Origin of the sequence: Mycolicibacterium aromaticivorans JS19b1 = JCM 16368, assembly GCF_000559085.1 — a bacterium.
In the GTDB taxonomy this organism is placed as follows: Bacteria; Actinomycetota; Actinomycetes; order Mycobacteriales; family Mycobacteriaceae; genus Mycobacterium; species Mycobacterium aromaticivorans.
The window spans coordinates 4,682,682-4,697,800 of record NZ_JALN02000001.1 but is presented as its reverse complement, the minus strand read 5'-3'; the positions used below and the strand labels follow the sequence as shown (position 1 = coordinate 4,697,800).

Genomic DNA, 15,119 nt, shown 5'->3' with positions numbered 1-15,119 from the left:
CGGTCGAATAGTACCCAACAGACGCCCCCCACGCCGGAAGTGCCAGTCAGCTCACAGCTCGCCTTCAGCTCGTGACGACGGCATCCTGTTCACCTGGGTATGACACCCTAGGCGGCATGGGTTCGGGTACTGCGGGCAAAAATCGCCATGTCGAGGTGGAGCGAAAGTTCGACGTCCCCACCGGCGCGACGCTGCCGTCGTTCGACGGGCTCTCGGCGGTGGCACGCGTGGAGCGGCAGCCCGCGCAATCGCTCGACGCGGTGTATTTCGACACCCAGCGTCGCGATCTCAACGCCCATCGGATCACGCTGCGCCGCCGCACCGGCGGCCCCGATGCGGGCTGGCACCTGAAGCTGCCCGCCGGGCCGGACGCCCGAACTGAGGTGCATGCGCCGCTGGACAGCTCCCCAGAGGGCGGCGACTCGGTGCCCACCGATCTACTGGACATCGTGCTCGCCGTGGTGCGGGACCACCCGCTGGCCCCGGTGGCCCGGATCTCGACGACCCGCAACGTGGTGATGCTCTACGACGGGGACGACGCGGCGCTGGCCGAGTTCTGCGACGACGAGGTGAGCGCGTGGGCGCTCGGGAGCGGCGGCGAGGCCGGGGAGGAACAGCGCTGGCACGAGTGGGAGCTGGAGCTGGTCGACGGTGAGGCCGACGGCGGGCGCGACCTCCTGAAGCGGCTGAGCAATCGGCTGCTCGACGCCGGCGCGGTGCCGGCAGGCCACGGATCGAAGCTCGCGAAAGTGCTGGAGACGGCGGGTACGGCCGCCGAGGTGCCCGACGACAACGAGGCGTCCCGCGACCCGGTGCATCAGGCGGTCGCCGAGCAGGTCGGCGAACTGTTGGTGTGGGACCGCGCGGTGCGGGCCGACACCTACGACTCGGTCCATCAAATGCGCGTGACCAGCCGCAAGATCCGCAGCTTGTTGCAGGCCTCCGAGGACGCCTTCGGGTTGAGCGACGACGCCTGGATCCTCGACGAGTTGCGACAACTTGCCGGTGTGCTGGGTGTCGCCCGTGATGCAGAGGTGCTCGCCGAACGGTATGAGGCCGCACTGGAGGCACTGCCTGCCGACTTGGTCCGCGGCCCGGTCTACGAGCGTCTGGTGTCCGGGGCTCAGCGCAGCTATCAGGCCGGCCTGCGGCGCTCGCTGGCGGCGATGCGATCGACCCGGTACTTCCGGCTGCTCGACGCGCTGGAGGCACTGGTGGCCGCCCAGCCACCGCATGCGGCACCGGGCGAGGAGCCCAAGCCGGTCAGCATCGACTCGGCATATAAGCGGGTGAACAAGGCGGCCAAGAACGCCGCCCAGGCCACCGAGGACCGCGACGAGGCGTTGCACCGAATTCGCAAGGGCGCCAAGCGACTCCGGTATGTCGCTGCGGCAACCGGCGAGCCAAAGGTATCGGACCGGGCCAAGACCATCCAGACTCTGCTGGGCGACCACCAGGACAGTGTGGTCAGCCGCACACATCTGGCCCAGCAGTCGCTGGCGGCGCACGCCGCGGGCGAGGACACCTTCACCTACGGCCTGCTCTATCAGCAGGAGGACGACCTCGCGAACCGCTGCCGCGAACAGCTCGACGATGCGCTCAGCGCACTGCGGAAGACGTTCAAGAAATCGCACTGACGCGGTGAGCGAACGAGTTGGCCTGTAAGCCGGATTCTGTCCCTTCCTGCCCTGATCGACCGGGGCAGGACGGCGGCGACCATCCATCTGGGCACACCGTCACCGGGTACCTCGAGCGGCCTACCCGCAGGCTCGGGCGAGCAGCCCTCGATCGCCTGCGCAGCCGCACCAGGTGCGGCCTCTTGGCCTTGCTTCGGGTGGGGTTTACCAAGCCATTCCGGTCACCCGGAATGCTGGTGCGCTCTTACCGCACCGTTTCACCCTTACCGCCCTGACGGACGGCGGTCTGTTTTCTGTGGCACTGTCCCGCGAGTCACCTCGGATTGCCGTTAGCAATCACCCTGCTCTGTGAAGTCCGGACTTTCCTCGACTTGCGTCGCGGCCGCCCGGCCAACTCGTTCGCCTGAACACGGTAGCTCATTTACGGCGTAGCTGGATGATGTTGTCGTCGAGGGTGGCGTCCTGACCCTCGGGCCCGACCACCTCGCGCTGGGCGGTCCCCACCCGGACCCTCTCCCACTCGGTGTCGTCGAGGGCCAAGCCGGCCAGCACAACGTCCGGAGCCGGAAATTCGTGGTGCTGAACCTCCTCGGGCGCCCATGGCGGCGCACCACCGTGGTCGACGATCAGCAGCGTTCCGCCAGGCGCTACCGTCGCCGCCGCGCGGCGCAGGATGGCGGACCGGTCCATCTCGAGGGTGGTGTGGAGAAAGTGCGCCGACACCAGATCGAAGGGCCCCTCGGGCAGCGTCTGGGTCAGGTCGTGCTGTTGAAAGTCGATGCGCTCCAACACTCCTCGCGCCGCAGCGTCTTCCGCCGCGCGGGCCAGCGCGGTGGTGGACACGTCGACGGCGACGACGTGCCAGCCGTGCTCGGCCAGCCACATCGCATCGCCGCCCTCGCCGCAGCCCAGATCCAGTGCGCGCGAACCCGTCAGCGGTTCGACGATTTCGGCAAGGCGCGCGTTGGGGCGCCCGCTCCAGATCCGTGGCTTCTCCGCGTAGCGCGTCTCCCAGTGGGTGTGGTGATCAGCAGTCATGCTCATCAGCTTGCCGGTGCCACCCCAGGAATGGCAATGTCTTTTGCCATGCAGGCAAACGATGACGTCGATCTGCGGGTGCGCAGACGGCTGCGGGAACTGCGCGGCCGGCTCGGTCTGACATTGGAGGACGTCGCGTCCCGGGCCGGTATCGACGTCTCCACGCTGAGCCGGCTGGAATCCGGCAAGCGCCGGCTGGCCCTCGACCACCTGCCCCGGCTGGCCGCGGCGCTGTCGGTCAGCGCCGACGAACTGCTCGGCGCACCCCCGGCCGCCGACCCCCGGGTGCGGGCGGCGTCGCATACCAGGCACCTGGTCACGTACTGGCCGCTGACCCGCCACAGCGGGGCGGGCGGCCCGCAGGCCTTCAAGATCCGGATCAACCCGCGCCGGCGCACCGCGCCGGCCGAACTGCCCACTCATGAAGGGCAGGAATGGCTTTACGTTCTCTCCGGACGCCTGCAGCTGATACTCGGCGAGCAGCATTTCGTCATCGAGCCCGGTGAAGCCGTGGAGTTCAGTACCTGGACACCGCATTGGTTCGGTGCCGTCGACGGCCCGGTGGAGGCCATCATCCTGTTCGGCCCGCACGGCGAACGCGTGCACATGCGGGATTAGCTCAGGCCAGATACGACGTCTGGTTCACCAGCCGCACCGAGGCCCCGCCGTCGGGATAGAACTCCGCGATGCTCAGCGACGCGAGGTCCAGGTGCAACCGGTGCAGAATGCTCGGCCCGGCGTCGAGCGCCAGTCGCAGCAGGGTCTTGATCGGCGTCACGTGGGATACCACCAGCACGGTGGCGCCGGGATTCTCGGCGATGATGCGGGTGCGCGCTCGCTGAATCCGTTCCTCGACGTCGACGAAGCTCTCCCCGTCCGGCGGGCGCAGACCGGTGTCCCGCAACCAACTGCCGTGCAACTCCGGATCGCGCTCCCTCGCCTCGGCGAACGTCAGGCCTTCCCAGGCACCGAAGTCCGTCTCGATCAGGTCGTCGTCGACCGTCACCTGCAGGCCCAGCGCCGCGGCGGCGGCCGACGCGGTGTCGTAGGCACGCTGCAGCGGCGAGCTGATCACCGCGTCGACGCCGCCGCCTCCGGCCAGGTAGTTGGCCGCGGCCTCGGCCTGGCGCCGGCCGGTGTCGGTGAGTTCAGGGTTGCCGCGGCCGGAATACCTTCGCTGCCGGGAGAATTCGGTCTGGCCGTGCCGCAACAGCAGCATGCGGGTCGGCGCGCCCTGGTTACCGGTCCACGCCGCGGGCGGCACGGCGAGCGCACCGGCGGGCGGGTCGGCCACGGTTGCCTGCTGTTCGCGGTCCATCGCCTCGTTGGCCAGCCGGTCGGCGTAAGAGTTCCGCTCGCGCGGAATCCATTGGTAGGTCACCGAATCAAACGTCGAGGCCAGCGCGCGCGCCTGCTGGTGCAGCTCGGCCATCGCAGCGTGCTTGACCTTCCAGCGGCCGGACATCTGCTCAACGACGAGCTTCGAGTCCATCGACACGGTAACCTCGTCGGCGCCGAGGCGGCGGGCCTCCTCCAGACCTGCTATCAGCCCGCGGTATTCGGCGACATTGTTGGTGGTGACGCCGATCGCCTGGCCGTGCTCGGCCAGCACGGTCCGGTGGTCGGCCGACCACACGACACAGCCGTATCCCGCCGGCCCGGGGTTGCCCCGGGACCCGCCGTCGGCCTCGATGAGAACACGCACGGCTATGCCCCACCGATGCGCAGCAGGATCGCCTGGCACTCGGGGCAGCGGATCACCTCGTCCTCCGGCGCCGCGGAGATCCTGGCCAGCTCACCGCGATCCAGCTCGATGCGGCACGCTCCGCACCGGCGCCCCAGCAGCCGTGCGGCGCCCACACCCGATGTGGTCCGCTGCCGCTCGTAGAGCGCAACCAGGTCCGGGTCGAGTCCGGCCACGATCGCGTCGCGCCGGGCCCCGCGCTCACCGCGCACCCGTTCGACGTCGGACAGCGCTTCGTCGCGGTTGTGTCCGGCAGTGGTCAGATTGGCTTGCAGCGCACCGGCTTTCGCCTGCTCCTCGGATTGCTCACCGGCCAGCTGCTCGCGTCGTTCCATCACCTCGAGCAGCGAATCCTCCAGGCTGGCCTGCCTGCGCTCCAGCGTGTCGAGCTCGTGCTGCAATTCCTCGAGCTGCTTGGGGTTGACGGTGCCGGAGTCGAGGAGTTTGCGGTCGCGGTCCTCACGCTGGCGCACGCCGTCGATCTCGGACTCGAATCGGGCCACCTGGCCGTCGATGTCCTCGATCGCAATCGCCAGGGCCGCCATCCGGTCGGCGGATGCCTGCTGGTCACCCAGGGCAGTGTCGTACTCCTGTTGCTCGGGCAGGTTGGCCGCCCGATGGGCCAGCCGCCCCAACTCGGCATCCAGCTCGGCCAGCTCCAGTAGCGACCGTTGCTGTGCCAGTTCAGCTTTCACGAAGTGCCTTTCGGTGATTCGATGTTCCACGGATCGGTGCGCAGGTCGCAGACGCGGACCGGGAGCGCCGCCCCGAAATGGTCGCGCAGCACCGCGGCGGCCTGCGCACACCACGGATACTCGCTGGCCCAATGCGCGACATCGACCAGCGCGACATCACTGCCGCGGCGGTGCTCGTCGGCGGGATGGTGGCGCAGGTCGGCGGTGACGTAGGCGTCCACTCCCGTGGCGGCGGCGGCGCTCAGCAGTGAGTCGCCGGCTCCCCCGCACACCGCCACCCGGGTGACCGGGGCGTCGGGATCCCCCGCTGCCCGAACCCCCCACGTCGTCTGCGGCAGTACAGCGCCGACGCGGGCGACGAAATCGGCGAACCGCAGCGGTTCGGCCAGGGTCCCGATCCGGCCGATACCCACCCCGGTGGGCAGGGCGGCCAGCGGTAGCACGTCGAACGCCGGTTCCTCGTAGGGGTGGGACGCCCGAACAGCGGCAAGCACCTGGGATCGCAGCCGGGCCGGCGCCACCATCTCGACGCGGTCCTCGTCCACCCGCTCGAGGGACCCGATCGTTCCGATGGCAGGCGCGGCGCCGTCGAGCGGCAGGAACTGCCCGGCGCCCGCCACGCTCCAGCTGCAGTGCGAATAGTCGCCGATGTGGCCCGCGCCGGCGGCGAACACGGCGTCGCGGACGGCGCTCGCGTCGGCGGTCGGGACGAAGATCACCCATTTGTCGATGTCGGAGCGCGCGCTGATCGGGTCGAGCACGCTGTCGACCGTCAGCCCGAGGACCTCGGCCAGCGCGTCGGACACTCCCGGATTGGCCGAGTCGGCGTTGGTGTGGGCGGTGAACAGCGCGGCACCGGCCCGGATGAGCTGGTGGATCAGCGCGCCCTTGGGGGTGCTGGCCGCCACGGTGTCCACTCCGCGCAGGAGCAACGGATGGTGCGCCAGCAACAAACCGCGCGGGCCGACCGTCGTGGCGACCTCGGCGGTGGCGTCCACGGCCACCGTCACCGAGTCGACGACGTCGTCGGGATCGCCGCACACCAGGCCGACGGAGTCCCAGCTCTGTGCGAGACCAGGCGGGTAGGCGTCGTCGAGCACGGCGATGATCTCCGCCAGTTTGACGCCCGTCGCCGTGTGCTCCACCACGCCAAGAACAGTAGTGCGCAGCGATCGGCCACAATGGACCGGTGACGAGCACGGCTTCCGACACCCGCCCGCAGTTGGTGATCTTCGATCTCGACGGCACCCTCACCGACTCGGCAGAGGGCATCGTGGCCAGCTTCCGGCATGCGCTGGCCGCGGTCGGGGCCGAGGCGCCCGGCGGCGATCTGACCGGCCGGATCGTCGGGCCCCCGATGCATCAGACGCTGGGCGGACTCGGCCTCGGCGATCGTGCCGACGAAGCGATCGCGGCCTACCGGGCCGACTACACCAGCCGGGGCTGGGCGATGAACAGCCTGTTCGACGGCATTCCGCAGCTGCTGGCCGACCTGCGGGCGGCCGGCGTGCGCCTGGCGGTGGCGACCTCGAAGGCCGAGCCAACGGCGCAACGGATCCTGGAGCATTTCGAACTGGCCGACTACTTCGATGTGATCGCCGGCGCCAGTATCGACGGTGTCCGCTCCAGCAAGGCCGACGTGCTCGCCCACGCGCTGGGTCAACTCCAGCCGCTGCCCGAGCGGGTGATCATGGTCGGCGACCGCGCCCACGACGTGGAGGGTGCCGCCGAGCACGGCATCGACACGGTCGTGGTGGGCTGGGGCTATGGCGCCGACGACTTCCGCGAACCGCAGCTGGCCGAGGCCGCTGCCGCTCATGTTCCGACCGTCACGGCGCTACGCGAGGTGCTCGGTGTCTGAGCTCTTGCATGTCACATTCGTCTGCTCGGGCAACATCTGCCGCTCGCCGATGGCCGAGAAGATGTTCGCCCACCAGATCGAGCAGCGCGGCCTGGGCCACCTTGTCCGGGTGACCAGTGGCGGCACCGGCGACTGGCATGCCGGTGATCCGGCCGACGAACGCGCCAACGCCGTCCTGCGTGAGCACGGCTATCCGACCGAGCACAGCGCGGCGCAGGTGAGCGACGACCACCTGGCCGCCGATCTCGTCGTCGCGCTTGGACGCAATCATCTGCGGATGCTGACGCACCTCGGGGTCGAACCCGAGCGGGTTCGGCTGTTGCGCTCGTTCGACCCCCGCTCAAGTGCGCATGCCGACGACGTCGACGACCCGTACTACGGCGGCCCGACGGACTTCGAGGAGACGTTCACCGTCATCGACGCGGCTCTGCCGGGTCTGCACGCCTGGGTCGACCAACAGCTGGCCGGCGAGGGTCTGACCGGCTGATGAAGCGCTGGACGTTCCTGCTGCGCCCGGGCTGGATTGCCCTGGCGCTGGTGGTCGTCGCGTTCGCCTACCTCTGCTTCACCGTGTTGGCGCCGTGGCAGCTGGGCAAGAACACCAAGACATCGCGCGAGAACAATCAGATCGCCTCCTCGCTCAACGCTGAGCCGGTTCCGGTGACAACATTTCTGCCGCACCAGGATTCGTCGGCTCCTGAGGATCAGTGGCGGCGCGTGACCGCAACCGGGCGCTACGTCCCGTCCGCCGAGGTGCTGGCCCGGCTGCGGGTGGTCGGTGGCGCGCCGGCGTTCGAGGTGCTGGTGCCGTTCGCTGTCGACGGCGGTCCGACGGTTCTGGTGGACCGGGGCTACGTGCTCGCCGTCCAGGGCTCGAAGGTGCCCGACATCGCGCCGCTGCCGACCGGCACGGTGAGTATCACTGCGCGGCTGCGTGATTCGGAGACCGCGCCGCCCGACAAACCGCCGTTCAAAGAAGGCGGCTTCACCCAGCTCTACGCGATCGACACCAAGCTGGCCGGCGCGACCACCGGGGTGCCGGTGGCCGGCTCGTATCTGCAGTTGGTGGAGAATCAGCCGGGCGGCCTCGGCATCGCCGAATTACCGCACCTGGATGCCGGACCGTTCCTGTCGTACGGCATCCAGTGGATCGCCTTCGGCATCGTGGCCCCGATCGGGCTGGGCTACTTCGTGTATTCGGAGATCAAGGCGCGCCGACGCGAGAACTCCGCAGCCAAGCATAATCCGGCGGCACCGGTCACCGTCGAGGACAAGCTCGCCGACCGTTACGGCCGCCGGCAGTGAGCCCGACCGCAACGACCGCGGCGGCGAGCTGAACGAGCCGGGACAAGCGCACCGAACGACGAAGGTCTTCGATGCCCGGGACGGGACCCTCACCGAGTGTCGGCCGGATCTCCAGTTGGTGGTGATATTGGGTGGGGCCGCCGAGGCGCACACCCAGCGCGCCGGCGAATGTCGCCTCCACCACGCCGGCGTTCGGACTGGGGTGCCTGGCGGCGTCACGGCGCCACGCCCGCAGCGCCCCGGCCGGTGAACCGCCGACCAGCGGAGCGCACAACACCACCAGCACGCCGGCCACCCGCGCCGCCCCGAAGTTCGCGATGTCGTCCAGACGTGCTGCCGCCCAACCGAATCGGCTATAGCGCGGCGAGCGGTGCCCGATCATCGCATCCAGCGTGTTGACTCCGCGGTAGACGAGCACACCCGGTACTCCCCCGGCCGCCGCCCAGAGCAGCGGCGCGACGTGCGCGTCGGAGGTGTTCTCGGCCACCGACTCCAGAGCCGCCCTGGCCAGTCCGTCGGTGTCCAGTGCCGACGGGTCGCGTCCGCAGAGCGACGGCAGCAGCGCCCGAGCACCGTCGATGTCGCCCGCGGCCAGCAGGTCGGCCAGTTTCTCGCCCGTGCGCCCCAGCGTCGTCCCGCCGAGGGAGGCCCAGGTGGCGGCGGCGGTCACGGCCGCCAGCGCAGGGCCGCGGGTTGCGCGCTGTAGCAGCGTGCCGGCCACGACCAGCCCGCCCAGCAGCACACCGGTGTGCACCGCGCCGGCCCCCCGGCTGTCCCGGTACGTCAACTTTTCGAGTGCGGCTGCACACCAACCGAACCCCGCCACCGGATGGCCGTGCACGGGATCGCCGAAAGCCAGATCCGCCAGCTGGGCCGTCAGGATGCCGACACCGCGGTACCGTCTGCGCGCAAACACCCCGGCACTCTCTCACACGTGATGTACTGCCCTGATGAGGCCGCGATGACGCGACCCCCGACGCGGGTCTCGGACTTGCTCAACCCGGCCGCGGTGCTGGCGCCCGCCGCCAACGTCATCATGCAGCTGGCCCACCCCGGCGTCGGCTACGGCGTTCTCGAGAGCCCGGTGGACAGCGGCAACGTGTACAAGCATCCGATCAAGCGGGCCCGCACCACGGGCACCTATCTCGCGGCGGCCACCATCGGCACCGACGCCGACCGAGCCCTGATCCGCTCGGCGGTGGACACCGCGCACGCCAAGGTTCGCTCCACCGCGTCGAGCCCGGTGTCCTACCGTGCCTTCGACCCGAAACTCCAGCTGTGGGTGGCGGCCTGCCTGTACCGCTACTACGTTGACCAGCACGAGTTCCTCTACGGCCCGCTCGACGCCGCCGCCGCCGACGCGGTGTACGCCGACGCCAGCCGGCTCGGCACCACGCTGCAGGTACGCGAGGGGATGTGGCCGGCCGACCGCGCCGCCTTCGACGAGTACTGGAAGCGGTCACTGGACGATTTGTCGATCGATCCGCTGGTCCGTGAGCATCTGAAAGGCGTTGCGGGAATGGCATTCATGCCGTTCCCGATCCGAGAGACCCTCGGCCGGTTCAACCTGTTCGCCACCGTCGGCTTCTTGCCGTCCGAATTCCGGGCAATGATGCGGCTGCCGTGGAGCGCCGGACAGCAGCGCCGCTTCGAGTGGCTGCTCGCCGCGTTGCGGCTCGCCGACCGCCTGATCCCGCACCAGACCTGGATTCTCGGGTACCAGCTCTACCTCTGGGACATGCGAGCCAGGGCGCGCCGCGGACAGTGCATCGTCTGAAACCAATGAGGGGCCACATGTCCAGCAGAATTCTCACCGCCGCAACGGTGATCACGATGGATCCCGATCAGCCGCGCGCGGAGGCCGTCGCCGTCGCCGACGGGGTGATCGCTGAGGTCGGGTCATTGGCGCAATGCCAGGCGCGGTGCCCGGACGCCGAGGTGGTCGACACCGGTGCGGGTGCTCTGTTGCCGGGATTCGTTGAACCGCATAGCCATCCGGTAATGAGTGGGGTCGCCACCCAGCCGCCGGCCCGGTCGATCGCACCGTGGGATGCACCGACTTGGCAGGACATCGAGAAGATCTTCGCCGATGCGATCGCCACCACCGACCCGGCCACCCCGCTGTTGTTCGCCGGCTTCGACGCACTGCTGCACCAGCGTCCCTCCCCGAAGGCCCCCGAACTCGACCGGATCTTCGGCGACCGAATCGCCGTTGTCACCGACAATTCCGGCCATGGCGCGTATTTCAACACCGCCGTGATGAAACAGCATGGCTGGAATGTCAATCCGCCTGCCGATCCGGTCGGCGCTCACTTCGGCCGAAATCCAGACGGCAGCCTCAACGGTCAGGGATTCGAAACCGCGGCGCTGCTCGCCGTCGCCGGGCCGGTCCTGGCCCAGCTGGGCAACCCGCTGGTCAGCGCGGCCGAGTACTACGCCTGGATGTCGCGCGGCGGGTACACCTCAACCTCCGACATGACCTACGACCCGAAATTCAAGGGCGCCTACGAAGCGCTGGCCGCAAGTCCGTCCTGCCCGCTTCGGGTGAGCATGTGGGAGATGTCGACCACCGACACCTACAACAACGTCGAAAGCTTCAGCGTCGCTGAGCAACTCCTGGTCAAGCAAGGCGTCAAACTGTGGACCGACGGCTCCCCGTGGATCGGCAACATCGCGATCTCCTTTCCCTATCTGAGCACCGAGGCAACCAGAACCGCCGGCATCGACCCGGCGGTGGCAGGCGGCCCGCAGTCGATGAACTACACCCTCGAGCAGCTCGACACCGTCCTGGACGTCGCTGCTCCCACCGGCTGGCAGATGGCCTTCCACGCCAACGGCGATCTCGCCATCGACTTGGCGCTTGACGCCTATGAGGGCGCACTGCATCGCCACAATCTGGTCGGCAGCGACCATCGTTGGCGTCTGGAGCATCTCGGGGCGGGCACCCGCAAACAGTTCGACCGGGCAGCACGCCTCGGCGTCCATGTCTCGATGGCGCCGTTCCAGTACTACTACTGGGGCGATCTGCTGGACGGGCAGATCTTCGATCACGAGCATGGCAGCACATGGGGGGCCTTCGCCGATGCGGTGGCCTCGGGCGCGGTGGTCTCGCTGCACAACGACGGGTCGGTGTCGCCGCCGACCCCGGTGCTCAACATCCAGACCGCGGTGACCCGGCGCACCCGGGCCGGGAGCGTTCACGGTGCCGAGCAATGCATCAGCCTCGACCACGCCCTGCGGGCACACACCATCAACGCCGCCCGGACGCTGCACCGCGACAATCTGATCGGCTCCCTCGAGGTGGGCAAGCTCGCCGATTTCGTCGAACTGGCCGCCGACCCCTACGCGGTGGACCCCGCCGAACTGGCGGACAAGGCCACTGTGAGCGGCACATGGCTGAGCGGCGAGCGTATCGATCTGGCTACGTTCGTCGCCGCGGTCACGGGCACCGATCCCGGTCCGCATGAACACTTGGCGGACCATCCCCGTCATACGTGTTGTTAGACCCACCATGAGAAGGGTGTGCCTGCAACACACCACTGCCCCGTCGGATCGCCCGTTCAGCGAGCACAACGTCGGCCTGGATCACGTCGGCTTCGGCTGCGCGGAGCGCGCCGACCTCGAGCGCTGGCAAGCCCGCCTCGACGAGCTGGGCATCGGCCACGGCGGAATCGTGGACGCAGACTACGGCTCCGGGCTGAGCTTCCGCGATCCGGACGGCATCACGCTGGAGTTCTTCGCGCCGGCGGCTCAGGGCTGAACCGCGGCGCCGCCCAGCGTCGTCTTCATCAGCAGCACGTGGTGATCTACCGCGGCTGATTCGGCACGCCGGGGAACAGTTGCTCGGTCGGACCGACGGTGACGTAGCCGGCGAGCTTCGTGACGAGGTGCGGAGCGAACACCGCCCCGTACAGGAGATGACCCACGACGATCACCGCCACCACCGACAGGACACCGGCACCGACCCTGCTCGGCGACCGCTTGTCGGCCCACGCCTCGATCACGTTGCGCCCCTGGTCATCAGTGCGGCCCAGCAGGTAGGCGAACACCATCATCTGCACACCCATCGCGACCGAGTCGTAGATCGGATACTGATGCTTGGTGCCCTCGAAGATCGCCAGCCCCGGAATCACGTAGCCGTAATAGAACACCCCCAGTTGGGCGCCGATCACCGCGTTGAAGAACAGCGCCCAGCAGAAGCCGACGCCGAAGCCGGAGATCAGAAGCGTCTGCGGCCTGCGCCAGCCGAACCGCTCGACCAGCCGCCGGCCGATGGCGGCGCCGATCAGCGCGGGAAACACGAAGTACGAGATGTACCCGATCGGCACCGCGGACGGCAGCCCGCCACCCCAGGTCATGTTCATCGGCCACCACGACGGCATGCGAGGCAGGGCGGGCGGGAACTGGGCGTACATCGCCCAGTCGTAGGGCGCCTCGATCCATGAGAACGAGATCGCCGAGATCGACACCAGCAGCAGGGGGTGAATTCGCCCGCGCCGCACGCTCAGGAAGACACCGACGGCCAGCAGGACGAATCCGCCGACGTAGGCGAAGGTCTGGCCGGCGATCATCACCGGCGTCACCGGTCGCGCGCTTCCGGATCGAGATAGATGACCAGTCCGAAGATCAGCACAATGAGGCCGAACAGCGCGCCGAGCATGATTACCGCACCCATCGCTGTGTTCCTATCCCCCGGGGCCGTTGGGCCACTTGAGCAGCGAGCCGGCGTCCACCCGGATCTGTTGTCCGGTGATGTAGCGACTGTCGTCGCTGGCCAGGAACACCCCGAGGTTGGCCATGTCCTCCGGCTCGATGTATGGGATCGGCATCGCCTGGAAGATCGTGAACAACGGTTCGGCGTCCTCACGGGTCGCCTGCTGGCCCGCCTGTGTCAGGTCTGGCCGGAACATGCTGTACATCCCGTCGTTCTGCAGCAGATGGGTGTTGCAGTTCGTCGGGTGTATGGCGTTGACCCGAATCATCCTGTCCGCCAGTGCGATCGCCATCTCTTCGACGTACTCGATGATGACCCGCTTGCTCCACCCGTAGCCACGCCCGCCGGGTCCCATGTTCGGGTTGTCGGTGGTGCCGCGGATCATGCCCGCCGTCGACCCGGTGATGATGACCGACGCCCCGTTGGGCAGGTGCGGCACGGTTACCGCGACGGTGTTCATCACGCCGAGCAGATCTACATCGCTGGCGTCGACGAACGACATCGCATCGTGCGGCCGTCCCATCGCCATCGGCAGGATGCCCGCGTTGGCCACGACGATGTCGATCCTGCCGAAGTCGGCCACGCCCGCCTCGACAGCGTCGCGCAACTCGTGGCGCTCGCGGACGTCGGCCACCCTAGCCAGCACCCGGCGACCGGTCTCCTTGATGGACCGTTCGGTCTCCGACAGGTCGTCCGGGGTGGCCAACGGATAGGGGTTCGAGGGAATGTCCCGGCAGATGTCGACCGCGATGATGTCGGCACCCTCTCGTGCCATCGCGATCGCGTGGGCACGGCCCTGGCCCCGCGCCGCCCCGGTGATGAAAGCGACCTTGCCGTCCAGCTTTCCGGTCATCGGTTCTCCTCGAAGGTGATGTGCAATTCGCTGAGCCCGCGCATGATGAACGTCGGCTCGTAGCTGTAGTGCCGGTTCTCGGCGGGGCCGTGGTCGGCTTCCGAGATCGTGATGCCGGTCATGCGATCGAGGATCCGGTTCAGTGAGATCCGGCCTTCCGCGCGGGCCAGTGGCGCGCCGGGACACGAGTGCACCCCGCGGATGAACGCGATGTGTTCGCGGACGTTCGGCCGGTCGGCGCGGAACTCGTGCGGGTTCTCGAACTTGTTCGCATCGCGATTGCTCGCACCCGGCAGCATCATCACGACCGTTCCGGCCGGGACCGTCACATCGCTGATCGTGGTAGTGGTGCGGGCCATTCGGAAGTGCGCTTTGACGGGACTTTCCATTCGCAGCGTCTCTTCGAGGAAGGCCGGGATCTTGCTGCGGTCGTGGCGCAACGCCTCTTCGCAACCCGGAGTGTCGCCGATGAACCGGACCGCGGAGCTGACCAGCTTCGTCGTGGTCTCGCTACCGGCGGCGAACAGGAATGTCGAAAGGTTCACCACGTCGTCGAGCTCGGGTGTCGACCCGTCCTCGTATGTGGCCAGCGCCAGACCGGTGAGAACGTCCTCGCGCGGGGCGCGCCGGCGTTCGTCGAGGTAGCGGTAGAACCTCTCGTTCAGCCACTCCAGCGGATTATGGGATGTCGGCGCGTCCTTGCCCACCTCGCCGACGATCTGATCGGCGAAAACGAGCTTGAACTCCTCGTGGTCTTCGGCCGGTACACCCAGCAGATCGGCGATGACCAACAGCGAGAACGGTTTTGCGTAGTCGGTCAGGAATTCGCACTCACCCTTGGCCAGGAAGGTGTCCAGCTGCTGATCGGCCAGCCGCCACATGAAGTCTTCGTTCTCTTTGAGGCGCTTGGGTGTGAGAAGTGTGTTCATCAGGCTGCGTGTCCGGGTGTGCCGCGGTGGATCTTGCACCGCGATGTGTTCGGACATCGGCGCACTGGGGCCGTGTTTTTCGATCAACTCCGATACGTCGTCGCTCTCGCCCGGGGTGATGGGCATGCCGGAGAACGGTCCCGACACCGAAACGCACGACGAGAACGCCGGGTTCCGGTACACACTCAGCGCGGCGTCGTATCCGGTGACGGCCAGCACGTTGAAGCCCGTGGCCGGGGTCACCGGGCATTTCGCTCGCAGATGGTCGAAGTAGGGGTACGGGTCGGGCACCAGAGACTGATCGGTGAAGAAGTCCACCACGTCGAAATCGGTCACAGCAAAA

At 68.3% G+C, this 15,119-nt stretch carries 15 protein-coding genes, 1 other RNA gene and 1 pseudogene; 8 read left to right on the top strand and 9 right to left on the bottom strand.

From position 1 onward, the window contains the following. The first annotated feature begins 116 nt into the window (after positions 1-116). Positions 117-1,637 carry a CYTH and CHAD domain-containing protein gene (locus Y900_RS22415; RefSeq protein ID WP_036344609.1) on the top strand — a complete coding sequence of 507 codons (1,521 nt, stop codon included), beginning with the start codon at positions 117-119 and terminating at the stop codon, positions 1,635-1,637. Between the two features lie 9 nt (positions 1,638-1,646). Here the strand turns inward: Y900_RS22415 and rnpB are convergent. Together rnpB and Y900_RS22410 are read right to left on the bottom strand one after the other, a co-directional pair. Then, positions 1,647-2,035: RNase P RNA component class A (gene rnpB, locus Y900_RS30510), an RNA gene on the bottom strand. Positions 2,036-2,054: 19 nt separating this feature from the next. Then, positions 2,055-2,675, bottom strand: a complete 621-nt coding sequence (locus Y900_RS22410; protein WP_192827538.1) for a class I SAM-dependent methyltransferase — start codon at positions 2,673-2,675, stop codon at positions 2,055-2,057. A 48-nt stretch (positions 2,676-2,723) separates the two neighbouring features. Here Y900_RS22410 and Y900_RS22405 point away from each other — a divergent pair, with 48 nt between their 5' ends. Next, entirely contained in the window at positions 2,724-3,293 is a 570-nt protein-coding gene (locus Y900_RS22405; protein WP_036344606.1) for a type II toxin-antitoxin system RelB family anti-toxin, read from the top strand. Between the two features lies 1 nt (position 3,294). On the opposite strand, the gene Y900_RS22400 is transcribed toward Y900_RS22405, so the two are convergent. Genes Y900_RS22400 through Y900_RS22390 form a run of 3 tightly spaced genes read right to left on the bottom strand, consistent with a single transcriptional unit; the run spans position 3,295 to position 6,259 of the window. After that, positions 3,295-4,380: a bifunctional RNase H/acid phosphatase gene (locus Y900_RS22400; protein ID WP_036344605.1), complete on the bottom strand. Its 1,086-nt coding sequence runs from the start codon at positions 4,378-4,380 to the stop codon at positions 3,295-3,297. A gap of 2 nt (positions 4,381-4,382) precedes the next feature. Further along, positions 4,383-5,114 (bottom strand): zinc ribbon domain-containing protein, encoded by a 732-nt coding sequence (locus Y900_RS22395; RefSeq protein ID WP_036344603.1) that lies wholly within the window; start codon positions 5,112-5,114, stop codon positions 4,383-4,385. Continuing rightward, positions 5,111-6,259 (bottom strand): Nif3-like dinuclear metal center hexameric protein, encoded by a 1,149-nt coding sequence (locus tag Y900_RS22390; RefSeq protein ID WP_036347529.1) that lies wholly within the window; start codon positions 6,257-6,259, stop codon positions 5,111-5,113. The genes Y900_RS22395 and Y900_RS22390 overlap by 4 nt, the downstream gene beginning before the upstream one ends. A 44-nt stretch (positions 6,260-6,303) precedes the next feature. Between Y900_RS22390 and Y900_RS22385 the strand changes: the two genes are divergently transcribed. From Y900_RS22385 to Y900_RS22375, 3 genes are read left to right on the top strand one after another with little or no spacing between them, the layout of a single operon-like run. Further along, positions 6,304-6,975: an HAD-IA family hydrolase gene (locus Y900_RS22385; protein ID WP_036344601.1), complete on the top strand. Its 672-nt coding sequence runs from the start codon at positions 6,304-6,306 to the stop codon at positions 6,973-6,975. Continuing rightward, positions 6,968-7,462 (top strand): low molecular weight protein-tyrosine-phosphatase, encoded by a 495-nt coding sequence (locus Y900_RS22380; RefSeq protein ID WP_036344600.1) that lies wholly within the window; start codon positions 6,968-6,970, stop codon positions 7,460-7,462. Before Y900_RS22385 ends, Y900_RS22380 begins: the two co-directional genes overlap by 8 nt. Beyond that, complete coding sequence (locus Y900_RS22375; protein WP_036344599.1) at positions 7,462-8,280, top strand: SURF1 family cytochrome oxidase biogenesis protein; 819 nt, start codon at positions 7,462-7,464, stop codon at positions 8,278-8,280. Before Y900_RS22380 ends, Y900_RS22375 begins: the two co-directional genes overlap by 1 nt. Here the strand turns inward: Y900_RS22375 and Y900_RS22370 are convergent. Further along, positions 8,234-9,196, bottom strand: a complete 963-nt coding sequence (locus tag Y900_RS22370) for a cobalamin biosynthesis protein (RefSeq protein ID WP_036344597.1) — start codon at positions 9,194-9,196, stop codon at positions 8,234-8,236. The two genes, Y900_RS22375 and Y900_RS22370, sit on opposite strands and share 47 nt — an antisense overlap. A 45-nt stretch (positions 9,197-9,241) precedes the next feature. Here Y900_RS22370 and Y900_RS22365 point away from each other — a divergent pair, with 45 nt between their 5' ends. From Y900_RS22365 to Y900_RS22355, 3 genes and pseudogenes are all read left to right on the top strand, one after another. Further along, entirely contained in the window at positions 9,242-10,057 is an 816-nt protein-coding gene (locus tag Y900_RS22365) for an oxygenase MpaB family protein (RefSeq protein ID WP_036347527.1), read from the top strand. Positions 10,058-10,074: 17 nt separating this feature from the next. Then, positions 10,075-11,784: an amidohydrolase gene (locus Y900_RS22360; protein ID WP_036344596.1), complete on the top strand. Its 1,710-nt coding sequence runs from the start codon at positions 10,075-10,077 to the stop codon at positions 11,782-11,784. A 25-nt stretch (positions 11,785-11,809) separates the two neighbouring features. Next, a pseudogene (locus Y900_RS22355) lies at positions 11,810-12,040 on the top strand (VOC family protein); the annotation flags it as partial. A 46-nt stretch (positions 12,041-12,086) separates the two neighbouring features. On the opposite strand, the gene Y900_RS22350 reads toward Y900_RS22355, so the two are convergent. The 3 genes from Y900_RS22350 to Y900_RS22340 all read right to left on the bottom strand — a co-directional run bounded on the left by Y900_RS22350 (position 12,087) and on the right by Y900_RS22340 (position 15,112). Next, a complete protein-coding gene (locus Y900_RS22350; protein ID WP_036347522.1) occupies positions 12,087-12,851 on the bottom strand; it encodes a spirocyclase AveC family protein in 765 nt (254 codons plus the stop codon). A gap of 114 nt (positions 12,852-12,965) precedes the next feature. Beyond that, on the bottom strand, positions 12,966-13,847 hold the full coding sequence (locus Y900_RS22345) for a mycofactocin-coupled SDR family oxidoreductase (protein ID WP_036344595.1): 882 nt from the start codon (positions 13,845-13,847) through the stop codon (positions 12,966-12,968). After that, the gene (locus Y900_RS22340; protein WP_036344594.1) at positions 13,844-15,112 is read right to left on the bottom strand and encodes a cytochrome P450; all 1,269 of its coding nucleotides are present in this window, start codon (positions 15,110-15,112) and stop codon (positions 13,844-13,846) included. Before Y900_RS22340 ends, Y900_RS22345 begins: the two co-directional genes overlap by 4 nt. Positions 15,113-15,119: the final 7 nt, after the last annotated feature.